The sequence below is a fragment of the Pandoraea pneumonica genome (assembly GCF_902459645.1).
Lineage (GTDB): Bacteria > Pseudomonadota > Gammaproteobacteria > Burkholderiales > Burkholderiaceae > Pandoraea > Pandoraea pneumonica.
Genome location: NZ_CABPSK010000002.1, coordinates 902,598 through 926,818, shown reverse-complemented (window position 1 = coordinate 926,818; position 24,221 = coordinate 902,598). Strand labels below are relative to the sequence as shown.

Here is a 24,221-nt window from a genome sequence, read left to right as displayed (position 1 = left end):
GCCTACGGAGCCGAAGAACCCATGGCCGTACAACGCGTCTCGCCTGCTTCACTCATCGCCATCACGGTGCTGGCCGGCCTCGCCGCAGGCACCTACTGGCTCGTGCAACGCACGCTGCCGTCCGATGCCGATCGCACACCTTATGTGAAAAAGCACGTTCCCGATTACTACGCCGACAACATGGTGATCTCCATGCTGTCGCCGACCGGGCTCACGCAGTACCGCGTCAATGCCGTGCACATGACGCACTTCGAAGACGACGCGACGACGGCTATGACGTTGCCCGCCGTGCGCGCCTTCACCCCCGATTCGCCGGAAGTCACCGCCACCAGCAAGCGCGGCACGCTCAACGCCGACATGTCGGTCGTCGATTTGTACGACGATGCCGTCGTGGTTCGCCAGCCGGGCCCGCGCGACCCGGAAATGCGCGCATTGTCCGAGCACTTTCAGGTGCTCGTGAACGAAGACATCGTGCGCACGGAACTGCCGGTTACGCTCTACCGTGGCCAGTCGGTGATGTATGGCGACGGCATGATTTTCAATAACATCTCGCGGGCCGTACAATTGCTCGGCAATGTGCATGGCACAATTCAGCCGGCCGAGCTTGGCAAGAAGCCGCCAGTGCAGCCCGCCGCAACAACCGGCGCTCCGGCAGCCCCCGCTCCGAGCGCGCCACCCCCGACCACACAGGGCCCCAAGACCCCATGACCGATCGCCCTTACCTGCGACCCGCTTTCCATCGTCCGCTCGGCGGCTCGCTGCGCCAATCGTTTGGCCGCTCTGTGCGCGCTCTGGCCACCGCCTTCGCGGTGCTCGGCGCACTCGCCTCGCCGCTCGCCCATGCCGAACGCGCCGACCGCGACAAGCCGCTCAATATCGAAGCGGATCACCTGAGCTATGACGACCTCAAGCAGGTCAACATCTTCACCGGCAACGTGACGATGACCAAGGGGACCATCATCCTCAAGGCCGATCGCGTGGAAGTGACTCAGGACCCCGAAGGCTATCAGTACGCCACCGCTTACTACAAGCCGGGCGGCCCGCTCGCCTATATGCGCCAGAAACGCGATGGCCTGGACGAGTACATCGACGGCTGGGGCGAGACGATTTACTACAACGGCAAGACCGAAGTCGCCACGCTGACCACGCGGGCCACGCTCAAGCGGCTGGCCGGTGGCACGAGGGTGCTCGACGAGGTGCACGGCAGCGTGATCACGTACGACACCTACAACGAGGTCTACACCGCCAATAGCGGTGCCGACCAGATCAATTCGAACAATCCGAAGGGCCGTGTGCGCGCCACCCTCGCGCCCCGCAATGCGACCGGCGACAGCCAAGCCCAGCCCGGCGGCGCAAGCAAGCCCGCTGCGGCGCCCAAAGGCGACCTGCCGGCGCTAGCCCCTTCCAAACGCATCGAGAATCCGCGTGAGTAATCCTGCCCAAAGCAACGCCTCCAGCATCAACCAGAGCGCCGGTATGGCGGGCAAGCCGAGCGCGCTCGTTGTGCGCTCGCTCAAGAAGCAATACGGCGCGCGCACGGTCGTCAAGGACGTCTCGCTCGACGTGAAAAGCGGCGAAGTCGTGGGTCTGCTCGGGCCGAACGGTGCTGGCAAGACCACGTCGTTCTACATGATCGTGGGGCTGGTGCCCGCCGACGACGGCGAAATTCAGCTCGACGGCAATTTGATCAGCGAACTGCCGATTCACGAGCGCGCCCGCATGGGCGTCTCGTATCTGCCGCAGGAAGCCTCGGTCTTTCGCAAACTGACGGTCGAAGACAATATTCGCGCCGTGCTCGAATTGCAGGTCGATGCGCAGGGCAAGCCGCTCAAGCGCGATGAAATCGAGCGCCGCATCGAAGCGCTGCTCGACGAACTGCAAGTCGCGCATTTGCGTGAAAACCCGGCCATGTCGCTCTCGGGCGGCGAACGCCGCCGCGTGGAAATTGCCCGTGCTTTGGCCACGCAACCGCGCTTCATCCTGCTCGACGAGCCGTTTGCGGGCGTGGACCCGATCGCCGTGCTGGAAATTCAGCGGATTGTGCGCTTCCTGAAGGACCGAGGTATCGGTGTCCTGATTACCGACCACAACGTGCGCGAAACGCTGGGTATCTGCGATCACGCGTACATCATCAGCGAAGGCTCGGTGCTCGCCGCCGGCACGCCTGACCAGATCGTTGCCGACGAAAGCGTCCGGCGCGTGTATCTGGGCGAAAATTTCCGGATGTAAAGCTAATTTTTCGCATGTAAACCCTGCCTCCGATAGCGAGGCAGGCCGGTTTCGCTGACGTGACAAAGCCTCTACAATGAAGGCGAGAAACGTTATGAAACCGACCCTCCAACTTCGCACCTCGCAACACCTGACCCTCACACCGCAGTTGCAACAATCCATCCGGTTGTTGCAACTGTCGACGCTCGAACTGCAACAAGAAGTCGAGCACGCCCTCACCCAGAACCCGATGCTCGAGCGCGAAGACGACTGGCTCGCCGGGTCGGTGCGCGTGGGTACCGATGGCTCGCTGCGCAACGAACGCACGTCATCGGTCAGCAGCACGAACGACGCGCCCAGCGAAGGTAACGGTCACGACGAGGCACGCGAGCTCGATGGCGAAACCCGCTTCGACGACAACGGCCAAGACAGCGGCAGCGACTGGAGCCTGAACGACTTCGCCCGCACGGGCAACGCCACCGACGACGACGACAACAACGCGCGCCCGCAATTGCACGTCGATCATCCGAATCTGCGCGAGCATCTGCTCGCACAGTTGCGTGTGACCAAGGCGGCGCCGCGCGATCGCGCGTTGGTGGAATTTCTCATCGAGTCGCTCGACGAAGACGGCTATCTGGGCACGACGCTCGACGAAATTCAGGCAGAAGTGACCGAAGAGTTGTCGCTGGAAGCCGAAGAAATCAACGCCGCGCTGGCATTGCTGCAAAGCTTCGACCCCGCCGGCGTCGGTGCCCGCACCCCCGCAGAATGCCTGCGGCTGCAATTGCAGCGGCTGCCCGCGAGCCCGATCCGTACCATCTCGCTGCGCATCGTCTCCGATCATCTGGAATTGCTGGCTGCGCGCGATTACACGCGCCTGCGCCGCGTGCTGGGGGTTGGCGAAGATAGCCTGCGCGCCGCACACCAACTCATTCGCTCGCTCGATCCGTTCCCCGGCGCCGCTTACGGCACGCCGCAAGCCGACTACGTCGTCCCCGACGTGCTGGTGCGCCGGCAGGGCAGCGGCTGGACCGCAGAGCTCAATCCCGAAGTGATGCCGCGTCTGCGCATCAACGAAATGTATGCCCGTATTCTGCGAAATAACCGCAACGATCCGGGCACCGGGAATCTGCAACAGCAATTGCAGGAAGCGCGCTGGCTGATCAAAAACATTCAGCAGCGTTTCGACACGATCCTGCGTGTGGCGCAGGCGATTGTCGAGCGTCAAAAGAACTTCTTTTCCCACGGCGAAATCGGCATGCGCCCCTTGGTTTTGCGCGAGATTGCTGATACGCTGGGATTACACGAATCCACGATTTCGCGCGTGACAACCAGTAAGTACATGCTCACTCCATTCGGAACTTTCGAGCTTAAGTACTTCTTTGGTTCACACGTCGCGACGGAAGCCGGAGGGGCCGCGTCATCTACGGCCATCCGTGCCCTCATCAAGCAACTGATAGGAGCCGAAGACCCGCAGAGCCCCCTTTCCGACAGCCGTATCGCGGAACTGCTGGCAGAGCAAGGGTTCGTGGTCGCGCGACGCACCGTCGCCAAGTACCGCGAAGCCATGCGAATTCCCGCAGTCAACTTGCGCAAATCTTTGTAGGACAGTCCTGGTGAGCCGTGTTGGCCTGCTGGGGCATAACGCCGCAGTGCGACATTGCGTCACATGTTTGGCTCGCACTCCCGCTAGCCCGTCTATGTGACGTGGCCCGCACTTCGGCATTTCAGCAAGGAGAGCAGCTATGAATCTGAAGATCAGTGGACACCATCTCGAACTCACGCCTTCGCTGCGCGAATTTGTGATCAACAAGCTTGAACGCGTGTTGCGCCATTTCGACCAGTTGATCGGAGCCGAGGTGATCCTATCTGTCGACAAGACCAAAGAGAAAACGGGGCGCCAAGTTGCTAGCGTTACCGTGTATCTCAAGGGTAAGGAGATTTTCGTCGAGAAGTGTGACGAAGATATGTACGCCGCCATCGACAAGCTGATCGACATGCTCGACCGCAAGGTAATCCAGTACAAGGACAAGGTTCAGGATCACGGCCGCGAGGCCCTCAAGCATCAGCAACCGCCCGAACAGGAACCGCTGCAATGAAAGCTTCCTGGCGTGGTAGTCGCGTCGACTGACATTAGCGAAAACCCGCGCGGAACCTCGCGCCTGCAATTGCGTCTGTCATAGTCTGGCATCACCCACCGCGGGGCCGTAGAACGGCCCCTTTTATATGGTTCGGCGCATCGTCTGGTGATTGGCGCGGGGCCGGCGGCAGGTGGTCTATAATGCGAGGTCAATCGGGGGTTGGAGGGCGACTACGCGTTCGCCCGCATTACAAGATGAACCGTTTAGTCAAACTCTTACCTGCGTCCAACATCCTGCTTGGACTCTCCGTCACCAGCAAGAAGCGCGTCTTCGAGCAAGCCGGGCTCCTTTTCGAGAGCAATGCCGGCCTCACCCGCGCTGTCATCACCGACAATCTCTTCGCGCGCGAGCGGCTCGGCTCGACCGGATTGGGCGAAGGCGTGGCGATTCCGCATGGACGGATCAAGGGCCTGAAGCATCCCATGGCAGCCTTCGTGCGCCTGGAAGCGCCGATTCCCTTCGAGGCTCCGGACGGCCAGCCCGTGTCCCTGCTGTTCTTCCTGCTAGTGCCCGAACAAGCCACCCAGCAGCATCTTGAAATTCTGTCCGAGATCGCGCAATTGCTCTCGGACCGCTCGATGCGCGAGACGTTATCGAACGCACCGAGTGCCGAAGACGTGCATTCGGCGCTCGCGAACTGGCAGCCCTGAGCCCACACGCCAGGCAAACCCCGTAGACCCACACCCCCAACCGAACGAGGCGACGCGGTGGAACTGACCGGCATCAACGCGCAGAGCATTTTCGACGACAACGCCGCCACGCTGCGACTGTCGTGGCTGACCGGCCATGAGGGGTGGGAACGCGGCTTTACGCCGGAGAGCGTGGCCACCGCCACGTCGAGCGCCGACCTCGTCGGTCACTTGAATCTCATCCACCCGAACCGTATTCAGGTGCTGGGCGAAGCCGAACTGCGCTACTACCAGCGGCTGACGGAAGAGAACCGCAAGCGTCATATGGGCGAGGTAATTGCGCTCGAACCGCCGTTCCTCGTCGTGGCCGACGGCCTCGAAGCACCGCCCGATCTCGTACTGCGCTGCACGCGCTCCTCGACCCCGCTGTTCACCACCCCGCTGTCGACCGCATCGGTCATCGACAGCCTGCGTCTGTACATTTCGCGCGTGTTTGCGCCGCGTTGCACGATGCACGGCGTTTTTATCGACATTTTGGGCATGGGAGTGCTGCTCACGGGCGATTCCGGCCTCGGTAAGAGCGAACTGGGTCTGGAACTCATCAGCCGTGGGCACGGCCTGGTCGCAGACGATGCGGTCGATTTCGTGCGTCTTGGCCCCGATTTCGTGGAAGGCCGCTGTCCGCCGCTGTTGCAAAACCTGCTGGAAGTGCGCGGTCTCGGGCTGCTCGACATCAAGACGATCTTCGGTGAGACGGCCGTGCGCCGCAAAATGAAGCTCAAGCTGATCGTGCAACTGGTGCGCCGCCCCGACGGCGAATTCCAGCGTCTGCCGCTCGAAGCGCAAACGGTCGACGTGCTCGGCCTGCCGATCAACAAGGTGATTCTGCAAGTGGCCGCCGGGCGAAACCTCGCCGTGCTGGTCGAAGCCGCCGTGCGCAACACGATACTGCAACTGCGCGGCATCGATACGCTCAAGGACTTCATGGAGCGCCAGCGCCAGGCCATGCAAGACCCAGACGGCATGCAGGGCAAGCTGCTCTGAGCTTCCACGCCCGGGGCACCCCAATTCCCCCCGGGTTTACCGCAATTTCTGCGTTTTTCTGTCAACGCCGCGCGATTGCGGCGCGTTTTCTTTCATGTTGTAATCGCCACGCAGTCCTTCCGCTCGCGTGTCCGACCCTATGGAGAGACGACCATGAAGAAAGCACTCGCTGCACTGCTCCTGCTGTCCCCGCTGCTCGCATCGCCGGTTTTTGCTCAATCGGCCTCGGCACCGGCAGCCCCCAAGGCGAACTCGCAAAACAACAAGATGACCGCCTGTAACCAACAGGCTACCGGCAAGACGGGCGACGATCGCAAGGCGTTCATGAAGCAGTGTCTGTCGGCCGCCGGCACCCCTGCCCCCGCTGCCAAGCAGACCCAGCAAGACAAGATGAAGTCCTGCAACACCGCTGCCACTGGCAAGAAGGGCGATGATCGCAAGGCGTTCATGAAACAGTGCCTGTCGAACCAACCGGCGGCCTAAGCGCCGGAACCTGGCTCGCGAACGGCGCCCCGACGGGCGCCGTTTTCATTGGTGCCCCCGGTATTACGTCAGGCACACATGAGCGCAAGTCTGAATAACGCGCGGAACCATTCACGCAATTACAGGCCCGACACCCGAACGACACAATCGCTTACCATCATGGTTGTATCCGGGAAATGCCATGAAAATCGTATTGATTACCGGCGTTTCGGGTTCGGGCAAATCGCTCGCCCTGAACGTCCTCGAGGATGCGGGCTACTACTGCGTCGACAACCTGCCGTCGCGCTTTCTGCCTGAGCTCGCCGAGTATCTCGAAACACAGAACTACACACGTCTTGCCGTCGCCATCGACGCGCGCAGCGGCGGCTCGCTCGCCGATCTGCCGCCGATCATCGGCGGCCTGCGCCGTTTCGGCCACGATGTGCGCGTGCTGTTCCTGAACGCGAACACGCAAACGCTGGTGCAGCGCTTCTCGGAAACGCGTCGTCGCCATCCGCTCTCTGCCGCAGCGACTGATCCGCTTACCGCGAATGGATCGCTCGTGGAAGTGATCGAGAAAGAGCGCGAGATGCTCAACAGCGTGACGGAGCTCGGCCATCAAATCGACACCAGCAATCTGCGCGCGAGTGCCCTGCGCCGCTGGATTCGCGAGTTCGTGCAGCACGATCACACGGGCCTCACGCTGATGTTCGAATCGTTCGGCTTCAAGCATGGCGTGCCGCTCGATGCCGATCTGGTGTTCGACGTGCGCTCGCTGCCCAATCCGTACTACGACACGCAGTTGCGCCCGCTCACCGGACGTGACCAACCTGTCATCGACTTCCTCTCCGCGATTCCGGAAGTCGACGAGATGATCAACGATATCGGCGCCTATTTGCAGAAGTGGCTGCCAAGCTTCATGCGCGATAACCGCAGTTATCTAACCGTAGCGATCGGCTGCACCGGCGGACAGCACCGCTCGGTGTTTATCGCAGAAACGCTCGGTGAACGCTTTCGCGCAGAGTCGAGCGTGCTAGTGCGCCATCGCGAACTCGTCGACAGCGACGTCGGCTGAGATCATCGATTTGTGGGCGGCCGAGCTCGCCGCTTATCGACCCGATGAATTGGTGCGGCGCCGTCGAATAGCTCGAACGTTTCAGGCCGGTAGCGACAACTGCCCGTTGTCCGGCGCGAGCGCGTCGGCAATCTTGCGAATCGGTGACGGCAACCCTGCCCCTGCCGCTTCTCCCGCACTCAACCATGCCCGCTGCGAATCCGTGGCCTCGCTAGAGGCGGCGGATTGCGCCATCGTGACCAGCCACGGGCGAAGATGCAGCTTGAAGTGCGTGAAGACGTGCGTGAGTCCTAGCAGCGGCACCATCTCCCGCACCACACCGTGCGCAGCGCCCAACGTGGCCGCGCGTGCGCCCAACCGGTCGCGCAGCGCGGCATCGTCCGGCTCAAGCGTGTCGAGCGGCGGCGTGAGTTCCGGCAAGCTCCACAACCCGCCCCAAATTCCGCTGTCGGGACGCCGCTCGAACAGCACACGATCGCCCGCCCGAATCACCAGCACGTCCACATAACGCTCCGGCTGCGCCTTCTTCGGCTTCGAGGTCGGCAGCGTGCGTTCGCGTCCCGTCGAATGAGCAACACAGTCGCCATCGAACGGACATTCACCGCAGCGTGGCTTGCCACGGCCGCACAACGTCGCGCCGAGATCCATCATGCCCTGCGTATAAGCGGGCAAATTGCGCTCGGGCAGCAGCGATTCCGCCAACGCCCACATCTCGCGTTCGATCTTCGGCGTGCCCGGGAACCCTTCGATACCGAATACACGCGCCAGCACACGCTTCACGTTGCCGTCGAGAATCGCGGCATGAGCGTCGTACGCGAACGCGGCGATCGCCGCTGCGGTCGAGCGGCCAATGCCCGGCAGCGTGGCAAGCGTTTCAGGGTCTGACGGGAAGCGTCCGCCGTGATCGGCCACGACGGCCTGTGCGCACCGATGCAGATTTCGCGCGCGAGAGTAGTAGCCAAGGCCAGCCCAAAGCGCCATGACGTCGTCTTGTGGCGCGGCGGCCAGTGCCGCGACATCAGGGAAACGCTCGAGAAAACGCGCGTAATACGGGATGACGGTGGCCACCTGCGTCTGCTGCAACATGATCTCCGAGAGCCAGATGCGGTAGGCGTCGCGCGTGTTTTGCCACGGCAGATCGTGGCGGCCGTGTTCGGCCTGCCATGCGATCAGACGCTCGGCGAAGGTGTCGGTCAGCGATTCGGTCATGAGTAGTTTTGGGGACGCTTTCTATTTCTGGCAATGCGGGCAGAAAAACGTGGAGCGTTGCTGCTGCACGATCTGCCGAATCGGGGTACCGCACACGCGGCAGAGTTGGCCCGCGCGGTCGTAGACAAAATATTCGAGTTGAAAATAGCCGCTCTTGCCATCGCTGCCGACAAAATCGCGCAACGTGCTGCCGCCTTTTTCAATCGCGGCGGCGAGCGTCTCTCGCACGGCGACGGCCAGCTTTTCGCAGCGCGGACGCGACAATTTGCCAGCGGCGAGCCGCGGATGGATGCCCGCGCGAAAGAGGCTTTCTGACGCGTAAATATTGCCCACGCCAACGACGATCGAACCGGCCAGCAGGGCTTGCTTGATCGCGACCGAGCGCCCACGCGTACCGGCATATAACCAGTTGCCGTCGAATTCGTCGGAGAACGGTTCGACGCCGAGGTTCGCGAGCAACGGGTGCAGCAACACGTCGCCGGAGGTGCGCGGATGAAACAGCACGGCACCGAAGCGGCGCGGGTCACGATAACGCAACGCGCAGCGCTCGAAGACGAGATCGATGTGATCGTGCACGCCTGCCGCCGGGAGTGCGTTGGGTTCAGGCAAGACGCGCAGCGTCCCGGTCATGCCGAGATGCACGAGCAACCAGCCGGGCGCGTATTCGAGTAGCAGGTATTTGCCGCGACGGGTCACGTCGATCAGCGTTTCGCCGCGCAACAGGGCGTCGAGCCCTGCCGGCACCGGCCAGCGCAGCGACCCATTGCGAACGTCGATGCGAGCGACGCGCGTGCCCGCCACATGCGGCGCGATGCCGCGGCGGGTGACTTCGACTTCGGGGAGTTCAGGCATGCCTGCGAACGTTTGCTGAGGATTTAGACTCTATTGTATCGGGCGCGCTACAATCGCTCGAAACCTGCCGTGGATCCTTATGCCGAACACTCGTCTCCCGTCCGTTCCCACCGCTTCGAAGCCCTCGGTGGCCGTGCCATTCCGCCTGCGCGACGCCTTGGCGCGTGGGGCCTTGGCCGGTGCAACGGCGCTCGGCGTGACCTGCGCCAGCGCGATCATGGCATTTCTGCCATCTTCGAACGCCTTCGCCCAAACCACGCAGGCGCCCGCTGCCCCAGCCACGACACCGGCTACGACACCGGGCGCTGCGCCGGCCAAGGCAGCAAAGCCTGGCGCCGCGAGTAAGGCCGACGCCGATGCCGACACCGAAGACGTGGCCCCCAATGCCGACGTCCCGAAAGAAAAGCTGCCGAACGTGGCACTCAATAGCGAGATCGTCTTCGAAGTGACGGCCGCCGAATTGAGTTTGCAACAGGGCAACCTCGCCCCGGCGTTCAACACCTACATCTCGCTGGCCAATCGCACGAAGGATCCGCGCATGGCGCGCCGCGCCGTGGAGATCGCCCTCGGTGCACGTCAGTTGGGCGACGCCCTTGTCGCCGCCCGCCTGTGGCACTCGTTGGATCCGACATGGCGCCCGGCGACGCAATTGCTGGCTAGCCTAGAAGTCGGCACCGGTCATCTGGCGGAAGCCGAACCGCTGCTCACCGACGAGTTGAACAAGGTGCCGGAAGCGCGCCGCGGGCAAGCCATTCTCGAATTGCAGCAGATGATTGCGCGCAGCCCCGAGCGCGCCACGGGCATCGACTCGCTCAAGCGTATGCTGGCGAACGACTTGCAGCGCCCCGAAGCGCAACTCGCACTGGCGCGCTCGCAGCTCGATGCAGGCGACACGGCCGGCGCACGCACGTCGCTGGAAACCGCCCTCAAACTCAAGCCGGATTACGAAGCCGCCGCACTGCTTTACGGGCAGATGGGGCCAGAAGAACGCGCAAGCGCCATCACCGGGCTCAAGACGTTCCTCGATCGCAATCCGGACGCCAAGGAAGCCCGTTTCGCCTACGCCAAACTGCTGCTCGCCGATAACCAACTCGACGCTGCGCAAAAGCAATTCGAGACGCTCGAAAAGCGCTATCCGCACGAGTTGTCGACGTTGATGGCACTGGCACTGTTGAGCCTGCACGCCAAGCATCCCGCAACGGCCGAACAGTACTTGCAGAAGTACGCATCGGAAGCCGAGCAGCAAAACACCGATGGCGCGCAGGCGTATGTGTATCTCGCGCAAATCGCACAAGATCGCAAGGATTACCCGGCGGCCGACAAGTGGCTCTCGAAGATTCGCGAAGACAGCAACGCGTACCTGCCGGCACAAATCGGCCGCGCGCAGTTGCTGGCCGATCAAGGCAAGGTCGAAGAAGGCCGCGCGCTGCTGCACGGCATCAAGTCGAGCGATCCGCGCGAACAACTCGCGCTCAAGCGTGCCGAGTCCGATCTGCTGGTCAAAGCCAAACGTTACGACGACGCCGAAAAGCTGCTGGCCGTCGAGGTCAAAGACCATCCGGACGACCCCGATCTGCTCTATCAGTACGGCATGGTGGCTGAGCTGAACAAGCATTACGACGTCATGGAAAAAGCCATGCGCCACGTGATGACGACGCAGCCCGACAACGCGCAAGCCTACAACGCACTGGGCTACTCGCTGACCGAGCGCAACACGCGCCTGCCCGAAGCGCTCAAGCTGTTGCAGAAGGCGTCGTCGCTGGCGCCGGACGATCCGTACATCATGGACAGTCTTGCGTGGGTGAAGTACCGCCTTGGCGACAAGCCACAGGCACTCGAACTGCTGCGCCGTGCTTACGGCATTCAGGCGCAGGCCGAAATCGGCGCGCATCTGGGTGAAGTTCTGTGGGAATCGGGGCAACAGGACGAAGCTCGCAAGACCTGGCGCGAAGCGCTCAAGGTCGATAGCGACGACGACACGCTGCGCTCGACCATGAAGCGCTACAACGTGACGCCTTGATGCTGCGCCGCTATCCTTTGTCACGCCCGCGTCTGACGATGCGGGCGGCCGGACTGACGCTGGCCTTGGCAGCCGCCGCCCTCGGCACCGGCTGCGCGAGCCTCGCGCCGCCCACGCCTATCGCACAGAACGCTGGCGACGGCGTCGAGCACTATCGCGGACGCTTCTCCGTTCGATACGAACAGAACGGCGAGACGCGCAACACGTACGGCAATTTCGATTGGCAGCAAAACGGCGCGAACGCCACGGTGCAATTGCTCGACCCGCTCGGGCAAACGCAAGCCATCGTGCGCGAAAGCCCTCGCGGCGCTTCGCTTGAGCTACCGGGCAAGGCACCGCTAACCGGCCCGCGTCTCGAAGACGTGATGCACGACGCGCTTGGTTTCGCGCTGCCCGTGGGCGGCATGCGCTACTGGCTTCGCATGCAGGGGGCGCCGGGATCGCAGGCAAACATCGAGCGCGATCCGCAGACGCAACGGCCCACTCGGCTGATGCAAGACGGCTGGACAATCGACTACCAAGCCTATTTCGACACCACGCCGCTGCGCGTGAAACGCGTCGACCTCTCGCGCGACCTCGGCGGCTCGCCGCTCGCCGTACGGCTGGTGATCGACGAATAACCCCCGGTGGCCCGGGGTGATTGCGCGCAGGCACTACGCGCTCACGTCCCGGTCTTTCACGCACCGCGCCATGCGGTGCTATCCTTGGCGCCTCTTGCTTGGGCGCCCGCGCCCGGCGATTTCTGCATTTCGGCGACCGGTTTGCGCCGCTAGCCCTCACAACGCGTTGCCATGTACGAAATTCTGCGTGACTGCCCGGCCCCGGCCAAGTTGAACCTGTTCCTGCACATCGTAGGACGCCGGCCCAACGGCTATCACGAACTGCAAACCGTCTTCCAATTGATCGACTGGGCCGACACGCTGCATTTCGAGCGCCGGAACGACGGCAAGATCGTGCATACGAACCCGCTGCCCGGTGTGCCGCCCGAGACCGACCTAACGGTACGGGCCGCCCGTTTGCTCCAGGAACACTGTGGCGTGCAATTCGGCGTGGATATCGGTATCGAGAAGCGCCTGCCGGCCGGCGGCGGCATCGGCGGCGGCAGTTCGGATGCCGCGACCACCCTGCTCGCCCTGAACCGCATGTGGCAGCTCGATTTGCCGCGCGCAGAACTCCAGACGTTGGCGCTCAAACTCGGTGCAGACGTGCCGTTTTTCGTGTTCGGACGCAATGCGTTTGCCGAGGGGCTGGGCGAAGAAATGCAGGCCGTCGATCTGCCGCAACGGCACTTTCTGGTCGTCAACCCGCGGGTACACGTCGCAACCGATAAGATTTTTCGCGATCCCCTGTTGACAAGGGATTCGAACGTCGTCACAATGGCGTTCTTTCTTGAGCACGCCAACAAAAACGTGTTCGAAACGGATGAAATTTTCCGTAACGACATGCAGGCTGTAGTCACTCGAGAATACGCGGAAGTCGCTGCTGTGATTGACTGGTTCAGAACCTTCACCACAGCTCGCATGACGGGATCCGGTGCCAGCGTGTTTGCAGCATTCGACACGAAGGCGGAAGCGGAAGCGGCATGTAAGCGATTACCAGAGCGCTGGATCGGTCAAGTGACCACCAGTCTGGACGAACACCCGCTGTTCGGATTCGCGTGAAAAAGTTTTACTTTGTTGCGTATCCTACGACGCAGCAAAGGCATCGGTTAGTGTAGGGGAGTCGCCAAGTTGGTTAAGGCACCGGATTTTGATTCCGGCATACGAGGGTTCGAGTCCTTCCTCCCCTGCCAATTTCTCTGTCGTTCAGTCTCAGCATCAATACGTCCCGCAGGTAGCCAGATGAGTAGTGATAACCTAATGGTATTCACCGGGAACGCCAATCCCGCCCTGGCCCAAGAGGTCGTCAACACTCTCGGCATTCCGCTCGGCAAGGCCATGGTCAGCCGATTCTCGGATGGCGAGATCCAGGTCGAAATCCAGGAAAACGTGCGCGGCAAGGACGTCTTCGTCCTTCAGTCGACGTGTGCGCCGACCAACGACAATCTGATGGAACTGCTGATCATGGTCGACGCGCTCAAGCGCGCTTCTGCCGGCCGGATCACCGCTGCCATCCCGTATTTCGGCTATGCCCGTCAAGATCGTCGCCCCCGCTCGGCGCGCGTGGCGATCTCGGCGAAGGTCGTGGCCAACATGCTGCAAATTGCAGGCGTCGAACGCATTATCACGATGGACCTGCACGCCGACCAGATTCAGGGTTTCTTCGATATCCCGGTCGACAACATCTACGCCTCGCCGCTGCTGCTGGCTGACGTGCGCAAGCAAAACCACGAAAACCTGCTGGTGGTGTCGCCGGACGTCGGCGGTGTGGTGCGTGCCCGTGCACTCGCTAAGCAACTGCACTGCGATCTGGCCATCATCGACAAGCGTCGTCCGAAGGCCAACGTGGCCGAAGTGATGAACATCATCGGTGAAGTCGACGGCCGTACCTGCGTGATCATGGACGACATGGTCGACACCGCCGGCACGCTCTGCAAGGCAGCGCAAGTGCTCAAGGAACGCGGCGCACAGAAGGTCTACGCCTACTGTACGCACCCGGTGCTCTCGGGTGGCGCGGCCGAGCGCATCAACGCATCGGCGCTCGACGAAGTGGTCGTGACGGACACGATTCCGCTGCGCGACGACTCGACGGGCGGCAAGATTCGCCAGTTGAGCTGCGCTGGCCTGCTCGCCGAAACGTTCTCGCGTATTCGTCGCGGCGACTCGGTGATGTCGCTGTTCGCCGAGTAAGCGTTCGGTAAAGTTTTTGCGACGGCGCCTGTGTGGCGCCGTTGTCATGTCGGCGGGGAGCGTTTTCCCCGCCTTTGTCGTTCCTGAAACCCGTGTTTTTTGGCACGGAACGTTCAGGAAGAAATCGCCACCTGGTCGCGGGTGGCACAAGGAGTTGTTATGAAAGTCGTCGCTTTTGAGCGTAATCTGCAAGGTACGGGTGCGAGCCGCCGCCTGCGCAATGCCGGCAAGACCGCAGGCATCGTGTACGGTGGTAACGTTGATCCGCAACTGATCGAACTCGATCACAACGCACTGTGGCACGCCCTGCGTAAAGAAGCTTTCCACTCGTCGATTCTCGAGCTGGAAGTCGCTGGCAAGTCGGAACAAGTGCTGCTGCGCGATGTGCAGTACCACCCGTTCAAGCAACTGGTTCTCCACGTCGATTTCCAACGTGTCGACGCGAACAAGCCGATTCACGTGAAGGTGCCGCTGCACTTCCTGGGCGCTGAAGAGTCGCCGGCAGTGAAGCTGTCCGCTAACGTGATCAGCCACGTCGTCAACGACCTCGACATCAGCTGCCTGCCGGGCAAGCTGCCGGAATTCCTGGAAGTCGATCTGTCGAAGCTGGCTGCTGGTCAAACCGTGCATGCCAAGGACGTCAAGCTGCCGGCCGGCGTGACGCTCACGCTGCACGTCGAGCAAGAAAACCCGGTGGTGGCGCAAGCCGTTCAACCGGCGGGCGCTGCTGCTGATGAAGCGGCTGCCCCGGCTGCCGAAGGCGAAACGCCGGCTGCCTAAGCCTGCGAGTTGTCCTTCAGCGGCGACGCTGGACGCAAAACCCGCCGCGACGTCATGTCCCGGCGGGTTTTTTTATGGCGGTGCGCCTATCCTTGCTAAGGTTGCGCACATGATCCTGATACCGAAATGATCAAGCTGATCGTAGGGCTCGGCAATCCGGGCGCCGAATACACAGCAACGCGGCATAACGCCGGCTTCTGGTTTGTCGACGCACTGGCGCAGCAAAGCGGCGCCTCGCTGTCGAACCAGAAGAACTTTCACGGCTTCGCGGCACGTGCACGCATCGCCGGCAACGAAGTCTGGCTGCTCGAGCCGCAGACCTTCATGAACCGCTCGGGACAGTCGGTCGTCGCGCTCGCACGCTTCTACAAAATTCTGTCCGACGAAATTCTCGTCGTGCACGATGAACTCGATCTCCCCCCGGGCGGCGTAAAGCTCAAGCGTGGCGGCGGCAGTGGCGGCCACAACGGCCTGAAGGACATCGCGGCGCACCTGACCACGCCCGACTTCTGGCGTCTGCGCCTGGGTATTGGCCATCCGCGCACGCTGCAACCGGCTGGCAGTCAGCAGCAAGTGGTGGACTTCGTGCTCAAGCCGCCCCGCAAGGAAGAGCAGGCGCTCATCGACGACGCGATGTCGCGCGCGCTCGACATTGTCGATCTTGTCGTGAAGGGCGAGATGGAAAAGGCGATGATGCGCCTGCACGCTACGCCGGGGAAGTAAGCGCTCCGGCGTGATGCGGCAGACGGTGGGAAGGGTGATGCGGGTGAGCGGCTTCTGACGGCGCGTCAGGGGCCGTCAGGCCGACTTGGCCGCTTGCAGGTGGGTGTACTTCGCGAGCAACTGATCGGGCGTCTCGACGTGTTCCGGATTGATCGGGATGCACTCCACCGGACACACCTGCACGCACTGCGGTTCGTCGAAGTGCCCGACACACTCGGTGCACTTGTTCGGGTCGATTTCATAAATCTCGACCCCCATCGAAATTGCGTCGTTCGGGCACTCTGGCTCGCACACGTCGCAATTGATGCATTCATCGGTAATCATCAAGGCCATACGGCACCTCCATCGGTATCGCGACACCGGCCTGCCGTCAGAGCCAGGCTCTGGGCCAGGCCGGCGCGCACGATACTCATCCCTTCGTCGACAGGTCGCCGACTTTCGTCACCAACCACTTCTCGACGGAAGGGAACACAAACTTACTGACATCGCCGCCCAGTTGCGCGATCTCGCGCACGATCGTGCCCGAGATGAACTGATACTGGTCGGACGGCGTCATGAACATCGTTTCCACGTCGGGCAGCAGATAGCGGTTCATCCCGGCCATCTGGAACTCGTACTCGAAGTCGGACACGGCACGCAGACCACGCACGATCACGCGTGCCTGATGCTTGCGCACAAAGTCCTTGAGCAGCCCGGAAAACCCCTCGACCGTCACGTTCGGATAGTGCCCCAGCACCTCGCGCGCGATATCGATACGCTCTTCCAGCGTGAAGAACGGCTTCTTGTTGCGACTGTCGGCCACGCCGACCACGAGCTTGTCGAAAATGCCCGCCGCGCGGCGGACCAGATCCTCGTGTCCTCGGGTCAACGGGTCGAACGTCCCCGGATAGATCGCCACTACCATGCCAACGTCTCCTCGCGGCTGGGGACCGTTACTACGTACTTGTTCATTGTGGTCTCTAGGTTTTCGGAATCGATTCAAGCAGATGATAATGCACCGCTCCGGCTTTCGCCCGGCGCACACACGTCAGCGCCAGCGTGGCGAGCGTCTCGTCGTCCAGCGGCGTGTCGGATTCAGCATAGATCACGCCGCCCGGCGCCAACAGGCGGGCCGCAGGCACCAGCAGGTCGGTGAGCCAGCCACTCGCGAACGGCGGATCGAGAAACACCACGTCGAAAGCCCCGGGAGACAGTGTGGTTATCAGACGCCGTGCGTCTGCCTGCACGATCTCAACCTGATCGGCTCCGAGCTTGGCCTGATTGGCGCGCAACTGGCGAACGGCCGGTGCCGCGTACTCAAGCATCAAGACACGAGCCGCACCGCGCGACGCCGCCTCGAAACCCAACGCGCCGCTGCCCGCGAAGGCATCGAGGCAGCGCAGGCCATCGAGGTCTTGTCCAAGCCAGTTGAAGAGCGTTTCGCGCACGCGATCGGGCGTGGGACGCAGACCATCGCCCGGTGGCACGGGTAGCGGCGTGCGCTTCCATTGGCCGCCGATGATGCGTACCTGCTGCGGCGCGCCGCGTGCAACGTTTCCGGCGCCCGACTTCATGCCATGCTCCGGGATGTGGCGCTGCATGTGGCGCGGTGTACGGCATCGGCAGGCGATACCCAGGCGGCAAGCGCAGCACGCAAAGCGGTAAAAGAGTGAGGTCGCGCGCGGGTTTGCGCGCGCTGGTCGTCCAAATTCATGGTAATTCACGCTACATTGTTGAGGCGAAACATACCACATCACCCGTAAGACTTGCCCCCTGTGGTTTAGGAAGGCATGCGCTACGACAGGAGATCACCGAATTCGCCATGACCGATGCTGCCATCGAGGTAACCGAACTCTGCAAGGCGTATGACGGGCGTCCCGTCGTCGATCATCTTTCGCTTCACGTGGCACCGGGCGAATGCTTCGGGTTGCTGGGGCCGAACGGCGCGGGCAAAACGACGACGTTGCGCATGCTGTTGGGCCTGGTGACACCCGACGCCGGTCAAATTCGGCTGGGCGGCTTGTCCGTGCCCAAACTTGCACCGGAAGCCCGCCGCCGCATCGGTGTCGTGCCGCAGTTCGACAATCTCGATCCCGATTTCACCGTGCGCGAGAATCTGGCGATCTTCGGACGCTATTTCGGACTCTCCTCCGCCGACGTGCGCGAACGCGTTCCCGCCCTGCTCGCCTTCGCGCGTCTGGAGTCGAAAGCCGATGCCCGCGTCGGACAGCTCTCCGGCGGCATGAAACGACGCCTCACCCTCGCCCGTGCGCTCATCAACAACCCCGATCTGCTGCTGCTCGACGAGCCGACCACCGGACTCGATCCGCAGGCGCGGCATCTGATCTGGGAACGGCTCAAATCGCTGATGAACGAAGGCAAAACGATTTTGCTGACCACGCACTTCATGGAGGAAGCCGAGCGGTTGTGCCATCGCCTGTGCGTGATCGATGCAGGCCGCAAGATCGCGGAAGGCACACCGCCGGAGTTGGTAGCGCGCGAAATCGGCTGCGATGTCGTCGAGGTCTTTGGCGATGTGCCTCACTCATTGCTGGCACATCTTGCGCCACTGGCCGAGCGCATCGAAACGAGCGGCGAAACCCACTTCTGCTACGTGCGCGACGCGGCGCCTGTGGTGAACGCGTTACGCGACCAACCCGGCGTGCGCTATCTGCATCGGCGCGCCAATCTGGAAGACGTCTTCCTGAAACTCACAGGACGGGAGATGCGCGATGACTGACGGCAATCGCCCGGATCAGACCGATCAAGCTAATTCCGCCACGGCGCACTTACCGCACCCCGAAACCCCGCGCTATCTCCCCGGCCTCACGCCGTGGACAGGCGTGTGGCGACGTAACTTCCTCGTCTGGCGCAAGCTCGCGATTGCGTCGATGTTCGGCAATCTCGCGGACCCCATGATCTATCTGTTCGGCCTTGGGTTCGGTCTGGGCATGATGGTCGGGAACGTGGATGGCACGTCCTATATCGCGTTTCTCGCCGCAGGGACGGTCGGTTCCAGCGTGATGTTTTCCGCGAGTTTCGAATCGATGTATTCCGGCTTCTCGCGCATGCATGTGCAACGCACGTGGGAGGCGCTCATGCACACGCCGCTAACGTTGGGTGACGTGGTGCTCGGCGAAGTCGTCTGGGCGGCGAGCAAAGCCGTGCTTTCGGGGCTGGCGATTCTGTTGGTGGCGAGTGTGCTCGGCTACGCGCGACTCGATGCGCTGCCTGTCGTGTTGCCCGCCGTCGTGCTGGCCGGTCTCGCGTTTGCGAGTCTGGCGATGGTGATGACGGCGCTGGCACCGAGCTATGACTTCTTCATGTTCTATCAGACGCTCGTCATGACGCCGATGCTGCTGCTCTCCGGCGTCTTCTTCCCACTCTCGCAATTGCCAGCCGCTGCGCGTCACGTCACCGAATGGTTGCCACTCGCGCACGCCGTGGCTCTGATTCGCCCCGCGATGCTCGGGCGTGCCGTCGATCAACCGTGGTTGCATGTCGCGGCACTCGTGGCCTATGCCGTCATCGCGTTTGCCATCGCGTTGACGTTATTGCGACGACGGATACTGCGCTAATGCGCGACACCTACGCCACAAAGCAAAAACGGCACCGGAAGATTTCCCGGTGCCGTTTTTCTATGGCGAAATACCAAGCCTGAGCCGATCCATTCCAAGCGATCCGGCCGACTCCGGCCGATTACTTCGCCTTCGTCCCAGCGGTGGCCGCATCATTCGCGGCGGCGCCAAACACATTGCTCGGACCCACGACAACCGTCGCCAGTCGGTCCGGCTGCACGTGACGAGCAAACGCGTCCTTCACTTGAGCTGCCGTGACCGCTTTGATCTTCTCGGTCCACGTATCGAGATAATCCAGCGGCAGGTTGTAGAAACCAATCGCGGCAACACTCGCCAGCAGCTTGCGGTTGCTATCTAAGCGCAGCGGGAAGCCGTTGATCAGGTTGTCCTTGGCTGCCTGCATCTCGGCGTCTGTCGGCCCGTCCTGCACGAACTTGCCCAGCGTCTCGCGGACCACCTTCAAGGCCTCCGGTGCCTGTTCTCGACGCGTCTGCAAGCTGATCTCGAACGGTCCTTCTTGCAACTGCGGAATGAACATGCTCGTTACGCCGTAGGTCAGGCCGCGCTTCTCGCGCACTTCCGCCGTCAGACGCGATACGAACCCGCCACCGCCCAGCACATAGTTGCCCACGAGCAGTGCGAAGTAGTCGGGGTCGCTACGTGCCACCGACGCCTGACCGCTCACGATATGCGCCTGCTCTGCCGGATGCGGCAAGTCGATCTGCACGGCACTGCGCAGCGCCGCCACCGGCGGCAAAGCCGGGGGTTGCACGCCAGCGGGCATCGCGTCGGTGAGCGTCGCCACCAGCTTCTCGGCTTGCGCACGGTCGATGTCGCCGACGATGGTGACCACGGCGCGCTTCGGGCTGTACATATCGCGATAGAAGCGCACCAGGTCGTCGCGCTTGACCGCGTTCACGCTGTCGACCGTCGCGCTCACACCGTACGGATGCTTGCCGTAGATAGCGCTGCGAAAGGCTTTCGCGGCAATAGCTTCGGGCTTGGTATTGGCCTCGGCAATCGCGGCCGACAAACGCGCAGCCTCACGCTTGAGCACAACCTCGGGGAACGTGGGGTGTTGCAGGAATTGCGCCATCGTGCTGACGGCCGCGTCGCGCTCGGCAGCCGACGACAGCGTGCGCATCGTGACCGTCGCCGCATCACGCCCGGCACTCGTCGACTCCATGGCGCCCACGTCGGCGAAACGGTCGGCAATTTGCGCTTCGGACAACGCCGGACGACCGTTCACCGCGGTCGCGCCCGAATCGAGCAACCCCGCCGTGAGCAACGCCAGCCCGGATTTGCCGGGCGGATCGTAACGGCTGCCTGCATCGAAATCGATGTTCAGATCGAGCATCGGGATCGAATGACTCTCTACGAGCAGCACCTTCGCGCCCGAAGGCGCCGTCCACGTTTGAATCGGCAACGCCGCGAATGCCGTCATCGGCACAGCCGCCACGGCGGCAACAGCGCCCACGCAGGCGGGCATAACAAGCGCACGCAGTAGTGCGGTAATTTTCATCATCGAGTGGCCCCTTAGCGCATGTTCTTCAGGTCTTCCGCCCCTTGGGCGCGGCGCTTGCGAGTCGCCTCGTCAATCGGCTGCGGCACGAGCGTGGCCACGGTCAGCGTATCGTCGCCGAAGTACTTGCCCGCGACGGCCTGCACTTGCGCCGGTGTCACCGCCTTCACCTTCTCGAGCATGCGGTCGATCTGCCGCCACGAGATGCCGGACATTTCATTGAGGCCAATCTCCATCGCCTGACCGAATACCGAATCACGCTTGTAGATCTGCCCAGCAATGACCTGCGCCTTCACGCGCTTGAGCTCTTCGTCCGTCACGCCATGCGCCGCGATGTCGGCCACTTGAGCGCGCAACGCCTTCTCGATCTGCTCGGGCGTCTTGCCCTGTGCTGGCGTCGCATCGAGGATGAAGAACTGCGGGCCGCGGCCAACGCCGTCGTAACCTGCCCCAACGTCGTTGGCGATGCGCTGCTCGCGCACGAGGCGGCTCGTCAACCGCGCATTGCCGTAGCCGTCGAGGACCGCCGCGAGCACCTGAAGGGCATAAACGTCGTCGTCCTTCTCGACATCGGCCAGACGCGGGGCGCGCCACGCAAGCATCACGTTCGGGTTTTCGGCGGGCGCCTTCACGAACACGCGGCGAACGCCCAGTTGCGCGGGCTCGTTCTGCGGGCGGCGTTCAGGCAGCGCGTGCGACTTGATCGGGCCGTAGTACTGCTCGGCCCAACGGTGCACCTGCTGCGGATCGACATCGCCGCTCACAACAACCACCGCATTGTTCGGCGCGTACCAGCGGTCGTACCACTGACGCGCATCCTCAACCGTCATGTGCTGAAGATCATCCATCCAGCCCACGATCGGACGCCGATATGGGTTAGCCACCAGCGCCGTCGCCATCAGTTGCTCATAGAGCAGCGCGCGCGGCTGATCGTCGGTGCGCAGACGGCGCTCTTCCATCACCACCTGAATTTCCTTGGCGAACTCGTCCGCCGTAAGCGTCAGGTTGGCCATGCGGTCGGCTTCCAAACGCATCATGTCGGGCAGACGCGTTTTCTCGGTCTGCTCGAAATAGCCGGTGTAGTCCTTGCTGGTGAATGCGTTCTCACGGCCGCCGAGTGCAGCGACCTGACGCGAGAACTGGCCCGGGCCGACCGTCTTCGTGCCCTTGAACATCATGTGTTCAAGCGCGTGGGCGACGCCCGTCGTGCCGTTGAACTCATCGAGCGACCCGGCGCGGTACCAGACCACGTGCGCCACGGTCGGCGCGCGATGATCTTCGCGCACGATCAGCCGCAGTCCGTTTGAGAGTGTGAATTCGGAAGTGTTGTCCGTCGTTTTGCTCCCGGTGCTGTCGGCGGCGTGGCCCAGGCCGATCACACCGGCCAAGGTCAGACCAGCCAGAGCGTGAAGCCAGCGCTTGGTTCCTCTCATGGATCCCCTCATGAACTCCCTCATGAACTCCCTCGTGCCCTTGATGGACGTTGATACGCGTCTGATAAAATACATCGTATTTCCCGCGTCGGATGCAGGACCCGCCCATTGTAGGGCGTTTTGCATGACGCGAATGGCACGACAAATCAGCACGTCTCCGAGCGCGCTCCCCACGCCAAGTTCCTCATCCCATGTTCAGTTTCTTCAAGCGCTTCAAGTCGGGCGGTAACAAATCTGCCGAGCCGAGTCCCGCATCGTCCGTCGAAAATGAGGCCGACGAGGTCGCCACGCAGGCGGCGCCCGAGACCGACGCTGCCCCCGCGCAGGCCCCCGCTGCGGCGCCGGTAGCCCCGGAGGCACCGCGCGCACCGGCTGCGACACCTACTGTGCCGACGCACATCACGTCCACGCCAGCCGCTTCGGCTGCGCCGGTCGTGCCTGCCGCACCGCAGGCCCCCGCAACGTCCGCTGATCGCCCGAACGACACCGTACCGTCTATCCCTGCCGCGCCTGCCGCCGCCGAAAATGCGCCGCAAAGCGCACCCGCTCGTGCCGCCGATGTGCCTGAAAAAGCGGAAGTGTCCGAGCCGCCGCTGGCAAATGTCCCGGCGCCTACGATCGTCGAGCCGCATGTTGCGCCCGCCCCGGAGCCCATTCCGGAACCCGCCGCTGTCCCCGCCCCGGTCGCCGCCGTCGTCGTCAAAGACGAAACCGGCGAAGCCATCGGCGAAATCGTCGCAGCGCCCGCCCCTGCCCCGGCAGCCAAGCGTTCGTGGCTCACGCGACTGAAGGCTGGGTTGTCCAAAACCAGCGCAGGGCTCACGGGCATCTTCGTCGGCGTCAAAGTCGACGAAAATCTCTTCGAAGATCTGGAAAGCGCGCTGCTGATGAGCGACGCGGGTGTCGAAGCCACGACATACCTCATCGAAGCGTTGCGCAAAAAGGTGAAAGCCGAGCGTCTGACGGAAGGAGATCAGGTCAAGCGCGCGTTGCACGATCTGCTCGTCGAGTTGCTCTCGCCGCTGGAGCAAAGCCTCGTGCTGGGCCGTGAAGCGCCGCTGGTGGTGATGATTGCAGGCGTCAACGGTGCGGGTAAGACCACGAGCATCGGCAAGCTCGCCAAGCACTTCCAGAGCTATGACCAATCGGTGCTGCTTGCCGCTGGCGACACCTTCCGCGCCGCCGCGCGCGAGCAACTGGCGATCTGGGGCGAGCGCAACAACGTCGCCGTCGTGGCCCAGGAAAGCGGCGACCCCGCTGCCGTGGTGTTCGACGCGGTGAGCGCCGCCCGCGCGCGCAAGATCGACATCGTGATGGCCGACACCGCTGGACGTCTGCCCACGCAGTTGCATCTGATGGAAGAGCTCAAGAAGATCAAGCGCGTACTCGGCAAGGCCGCCGACGGTGCACCGCACGAAGTGCTGCTCGTCATCGACGCCAACACGGGGCAGAACGCGCTCGCGCAGGTCAAGGCGTTCGACGATGCGCTGAAACTCACGGGCCTCATCGTCACCAAGCTCGACGGCACGGCAAAGGGCGGCATTCTCGCCGCGATCGCCCGTCAGCGCCCGGTGCCGGTCTACTTCATCGGCGTGGGCGAAAAGGTGGAAGACCTGCAACCGTTCTCGGCACGCGAATTCGCGGATGCATTGCTTGGGTAACAACGCCTCGATGCCATGACAGACGCAAGATCGTCCGTCTTTATGTCGGCTAGTATCCGCCATCGCAGCAACGGCAAGGGCTAACCTAACGCCCATAACGCCTTACGGGCTCGCAA

General features: G+C 62.7%; 25 protein-coding genes and 1 tRNA gene. 19 read left to right on the top strand and 7 right to left on the bottom strand.

The window, feature by feature from the left end; all coding sequences use genetic code 11:
- The first annotated feature begins 21 nt into the window (after positions 1–21).
- The 9 genes from lptC (at position 22) to rapZ (ending at position 7,559) form a co-directional block, all read left to right on the top strand.
- Positions 22–708, top strand: a complete 687-nt coding sequence (gene lptC / locus PPN31114_RS13305; protein WP_150679945.1) for an LPS export ABC transporter periplasmic protein LptC — start codon at positions 22–24, stop codon at positions 706–708.
- 50 nt (positions 709–758) lie between these two features.
- Complete coding sequence (gene lptA, locus PPN31114_RS13300; protein WP_370865883.1) at positions 759–1,433, top strand: lipopolysaccharide transport periplasmic protein LptA; 675 nt, start codon at positions 759–761, stop codon at positions 1,431–1,433.
- 43 nt (positions 1,434–1,476) lie between these two features.
- Positions 1,477–2,229 carry an LPS export ABC transporter ATP-binding protein gene (gene lptB / locus PPN31114_RS13295; RefSeq protein WP_150680410.1) on the top strand — a complete coding sequence of 251 codons (753 nt, stop codon included), beginning with the start codon at positions 1,477–1,479 and terminating at the stop codon, positions 2,227–2,229.
- Positions 2,230–2,323: 94 nt separating this feature from the next.
- Positions 2,324–3,814, top strand: a complete 1,491-nt coding sequence (locus tag PPN31114_RS13290; protein ID WP_150679943.1) for an RNA polymerase factor sigma-54 — start codon at positions 2,324–2,326, stop codon at positions 3,812–3,814.
- 139 nt (positions 3,815–3,953) lie between these two features.
- Positions 3,954–4,307, top strand: coding sequence for a ribosome hibernation-promoting factor, HPF/YfiA family (gene hpf, locus PPN31114_RS13285; protein ID WP_150679942.1), 354 nt, complete (start codon positions 3,954–3,956; stop codon positions 4,305–4,307).
- A 236-nt stretch (positions 4,308–4,543) separates the two neighbouring features.
- Entirely contained in the window at positions 4,544–4,999 is a 456-nt protein-coding gene (gene ptsN, locus PPN31114_RS13280) for a PTS IIA-like nitrogen regulatory protein PtsN (RefSeq protein ID WP_150679941.1), read from the top strand.
- Positions 5,000–5,056: 57 nt separating this feature from the next.
- Positions 5,057–6,022, top strand: coding sequence for an HPr(Ser) kinase/phosphatase (gene hprK, locus PPN31114_RS13275; RefSeq protein ID WP_058377146.1), 966 nt, complete (start codon positions 5,057–5,059; stop codon positions 6,020–6,022).
- Positions 6,023–6,175: 153 nt separating this feature from the next.
- Positions 6,176–6,505, top strand: coding sequence for a PsiF family protein (locus tag PPN31114_RS13270; RefSeq protein ID WP_150679940.1), 330 nt, complete (start codon positions 6,176–6,178; stop codon positions 6,503–6,505).
- Between the two features lie 181 nt (positions 6,506–6,686).
- The gene (rapZ, locus tag PPN31114_RS13265; protein WP_150679939.1) at positions 6,687–7,559 is read left to right on the top strand and encodes an RNase adapter RapZ; all 873 of its coding nucleotides are present in this window, start codon (positions 6,687–6,689) and stop codon (positions 7,557–7,559) included.
- 81 nt (positions 7,560–7,640) lie between these two features.
- Here the strand turns inward: rapZ and mutY are convergent, their stop codons facing one another.
- Positions 7,641–8,768: an A/G-specific adenine glycosylase gene (gene mutY, locus PPN31114_RS13260; RefSeq protein ID WP_150679938.1), complete on the bottom strand. Its 1,128-nt coding sequence runs from the start codon at positions 8,766–8,768 to the stop codon at positions 7,641–7,643.
- Positions 8,769–8,789: 21 nt separating this feature from the next.
- A complete protein-coding gene (gene mutM / locus PPN31114_RS13255; protein ID WP_150679937.1) occupies positions 8,790–9,620 on the bottom strand; it encodes a bifunctional DNA-formamidopyrimidine glycosylase/DNA-(apurinic or apyrimidinic site) lyase in 831 nt (276 codons plus the stop codon).
- Positions 9,621–9,699: 79 nt separating this feature from the next.
- Between mutM and PPN31114_RS13250 the strand changes: the two genes are divergently transcribed.
- The 7 genes from PPN31114_RS13250 (at position 9,700) to pth (ending at position 15,932) form a co-directional block, all read left to right on the top strand.
- A complete protein-coding gene (locus tag PPN31114_RS13250) occupies positions 9,700–11,640 on the top strand; it encodes a tetratricopeptide repeat protein (RefSeq protein WP_150679936.1) in 1,941 nt (646 codons plus the stop codon).
- A complete protein-coding gene (locus PPN31114_RS13245) occupies positions 11,640–12,260 on the top strand; it encodes an outer membrane lipoprotein LolB (RefSeq protein ID WP_246182533.1) in 621 nt (206 codons plus the stop codon). The genes PPN31114_RS13250 and PPN31114_RS13245 overlap by 1 nt, the downstream gene beginning before the upstream one ends.
- Positions 12,261–12,431: 171 nt before the next feature.
- On the top strand, positions 12,432–13,301 hold the full coding sequence (ispE, locus tag PPN31114_RS13240) for a 4-(cytidine 5'-diphospho)-2-C-methyl-D-erythritol kinase (protein WP_150679935.1): 870 nt from the start codon (positions 12,432–12,434) through the stop codon (positions 13,299–13,301).
- A gap of 54 nt (positions 13,302–13,355) precedes the next feature.
- A tRNA-Gln gene (locus PPN31114_RS13235) sits at positions 13,356–13,432 on the top strand.
- Between the two features lie 49 nt (positions 13,433–13,481).
- Positions 13,482–14,429, top strand: coding sequence for a ribose-phosphate pyrophosphokinase (locus PPN31114_RS13230; protein WP_150679934.1), 948 nt, complete (start codon positions 13,482–13,484; stop codon positions 14,427–14,429).
- Positions 14,430–14,588: 159 nt separating this feature from the next.
- Positions 14,589–15,209, top strand: coding sequence for a 50S ribosomal protein L25/general stress protein Ctc (locus PPN31114_RS13225; RefSeq protein WP_150679933.1), 621 nt, complete (start codon positions 14,589–14,591; stop codon positions 15,207–15,209).
- 126 nt (positions 15,210–15,335) lie between these two features.
- A complete protein-coding gene (pth, locus tag PPN31114_RS13220; protein WP_150679932.1) occupies positions 15,336–15,932 on the top strand; it encodes an aminoacyl-tRNA hydrolase in 597 nt (198 codons plus the stop codon).
- Between the two features lie 75 nt (positions 15,933–16,007).
- On the opposite strand, the gene PPN31114_RS13215 is transcribed toward pth, so the two are convergent.
- The 3 genes from PPN31114_RS13215 to rsmD all read right to left on the bottom strand — a co-directional run bounded on the left by PPN31114_RS13215 (position 16,008) and on the right by rsmD (position 17,485).
- Positions 16,008–16,265, bottom strand: a complete 258-nt coding sequence (locus PPN31114_RS13215; protein WP_150679931.1) for a YfhL family 4Fe-4S dicluster ferredoxin — start codon at positions 16,263–16,265, stop codon at positions 16,008–16,010.
- A gap of 76 nt (positions 16,266–16,341) precedes the next feature.
- Positions 16,342–16,836: a pantetheine-phosphate adenylyltransferase gene (coaD, locus tag PPN31114_RS13210; protein ID WP_150679930.1), complete on the bottom strand. Its 495-nt coding sequence runs from the start codon at positions 16,834–16,836 to the stop codon at positions 16,342–16,344.
- A gap of 55 nt (positions 16,837–16,891) precedes the next feature.
- Positions 16,892–17,485: a 16S rRNA (guanine(966)-N(2))-methyltransferase RsmD gene (gene rsmD / locus PPN31114_RS13205; RefSeq protein WP_150679929.1), complete on the bottom strand. Its 594-nt coding sequence runs from the start codon at positions 17,483–17,485 to the stop codon at positions 16,892–16,894.
- A 248-nt stretch (positions 17,486–17,733) separates the two neighbouring features.
- Here rsmD and nodI point away from each other — a divergent pair, with 248 nt between their 5' ends.
- Both nodI and PPN31114_RS13195 read left to right on the top strand, forming a co-directional pair.
- Positions 17,734–18,651, top strand: a complete 918-nt coding sequence (gene nodI, locus PPN31114_RS13200; protein WP_150679928.1) for a nodulation factor ABC transporter ATP-binding protein NodI — start codon at positions 17,734–17,736, stop codon at positions 18,649–18,651.
- Complete coding sequence (locus PPN31114_RS13195) at positions 18,644–19,489, top strand: ABC transporter permease (protein ID WP_246182532.1); 846 nt, start codon at positions 18,644–18,646, stop codon at positions 19,487–19,489. Before nodI ends, PPN31114_RS13195 begins: the two co-directional genes overlap by 8 nt.
- 121 nt (positions 19,490–19,610) lie before the next feature.
- Here PPN31114_RS13195 and PPN31114_RS13190 read toward each other — a convergent pair whose 3' ends face one another.
- Together PPN31114_RS13190 and PPN31114_RS13185 are read right to left on the bottom strand one after the other, a co-directional pair.
- Entirely contained in the window at positions 19,611–21,014 is a 1,404-nt protein-coding gene (locus PPN31114_RS13190) for a M16 family metallopeptidase (RefSeq protein ID WP_150679927.1), read from the bottom strand.
- 11 nt (positions 21,015–21,025) lie between these two features.
- On the bottom strand, positions 21,026–22,444 hold the full coding sequence (locus PPN31114_RS13185; RefSeq protein ID WP_150679926.1) for a M16 family metallopeptidase: 1,419 nt from the start codon (positions 22,442–22,444) through the stop codon (positions 21,026–21,028).
- Positions 22,445–22,635: 191 nt separating this feature from the next.
- Here PPN31114_RS13185 and ftsY point away from each other — a divergent pair, with 191 nt between their 5' ends.
- A complete protein-coding gene (gene ftsY / locus PPN31114_RS13180; RefSeq protein WP_150679925.1) occupies positions 22,636–24,105 on the top strand; it encodes a signal recognition particle-docking protein FtsY in 1,470 nt (489 codons plus the stop codon).
- The last annotated feature ends 116 nt before the right edge of the window (positions 24,106–24,221 follow it).

Excerpts from the sequence above, each read along its gene's own strand:
- rapZ (WP_150679939.1), top strand. The coding sequence starts at position 6,687 with ATGAAAATCGTATTGATTACCGGCGTTTCGGGTTCGGGCAAATCGCTC.
- lptC (WP_150679945.1), top strand. The coding sequence starts at position 22 with ATGGCCGTACAACGCGTCTCGCCTGCTTCACTCATCGCCATCACGGTG.
- ftsY (WP_150679925.1), top strand. The coding sequence starts at position 22,636 with ATGTTCAGTTTCTTCAAGCGCTTCAAGTCGGGCGGTAACAAATCTGCC.
- nodI (WP_150679928.1), top strand. The coding sequence starts at position 17,734 with ATGACCGATGCTGCCATCGAGGTAACCGAACTCTGCAAGGCGTATGAC.
- ispE (WP_150679935.1), top strand. The coding sequence starts at position 12,432 with ATGTACGAAATTCTGCGTGACTGCCCGGCCCCGGCCAAGTTGAACCTG.
- PPN31114_RS13190 (WP_150679927.1), bottom strand. The coding sequence starts at position 21,014 with ATGATGAAAATTACCGCACTACTGCGTGCGCTTGTTATGCCCGCCTGC.
- coaD (WP_150679930.1), bottom strand. The coding sequence starts at position 16,836 with ATGGTAGTGGCGATCTATCCGGGGACGTTCGACCCGTTGACCCGAGGA.
- PPN31114_RS13185 (WP_150679926.1), bottom strand. The coding sequence starts at position 22,444 with ATGAGAGGAACCAAGCGCTGGCTTCACGCTCTGGCTGGTCTGACCTTG.
- PPN31114_RS13215 (WP_150679931.1), bottom strand. The coding sequence starts at position 16,265 with ATGGCCTTGATGATTACCGATGAATGCATCAATTGCGACGTGTGCGAG.
- PPN31114_RS13195 (WP_246182532.1), top strand. The coding sequence starts at position 18,644 with ATGACTGACGGCAATCGCCCGGATCAGACCGATCAAGCTAATTCCGCC.
- PPN31114_RS13230 (WP_150679934.1), top strand. The coding sequence starts at position 13,482 with ATGAGTAGTGATAACCTAATGGTATTCACCGGGAACGCCAATCCCGCC.
- rsmD (WP_150679929.1), bottom strand. The coding sequence starts at position 17,485 with ATGAAGTCGGGCGCCGGAAACGTTGCACGCGGCGCGCCGCAGCAGGTA.
- PPN31114_RS13245 (WP_246182533.1), top strand. The coding sequence starts at position 11,640 with ATGCTGCGCCGCTATCCTTTGTCACGCCCGCGTCTGACGATGCGGGCG.
- PPN31114_RS13225 (WP_150679933.1), top strand. The coding sequence starts at position 14,589 with ATGAAAGTCGTCGCTTTTGAGCGTAATCTGCAAGGTACGGGTGCGAGC.
- PPN31114_RS13250 (WP_150679936.1), top strand. The coding sequence starts at position 9,700 with ATGCCGAACACTCGTCTCCCGTCCGTTCCCACCGCTTCGAAGCCCTCG.
- hpf (WP_150679942.1), top strand. The coding sequence starts at position 3,954 with ATGAATCTGAAGATCAGTGGACACCATCTCGAACTCACGCCTTCGCTG.
- pth (WP_150679932.1), top strand. The coding sequence starts at position 15,336 with ATGATCAAGCTGATCGTAGGGCTCGGCAATCCGGGCGCCGAATACACA.
- mutY (WP_150679938.1), bottom strand. The coding sequence starts at position 8,768 with ATGACCGAATCGCTGACCGACACCTTCGCCGAGCGTCTGATCGCATGG.
- lptB (WP_150680410.1), top strand. The coding sequence starts at position 1,477 with ATGGCGGGCAAGCCGAGCGCGCTCGTTGTGCGCTCGCTCAAGAAGCAA.
- PPN31114_RS13290 (WP_150679943.1), top strand. The coding sequence starts at position 2,324 with ATGAAACCGACCCTCCAACTTCGCACCTCGCAACACCTGACCCTCACA.
- ptsN (WP_150679941.1), top strand. The coding sequence starts at position 4,544 with ATGAACCGTTTAGTCAAACTCTTACCTGCGTCCAACATCCTGCTTGGA.
- PPN31114_RS13270 (WP_150679940.1), top strand. The coding sequence starts at position 6,176 with ATGAAGAAAGCACTCGCTGCACTGCTCCTGCTGTCCCCGCTGCTCGCA.
- mutM (WP_150679937.1), bottom strand. The coding sequence starts at position 9,620 with ATGCCTGAACTCCCCGAAGTCGAAGTCACCCGCCGCGGCATCGCGCCG.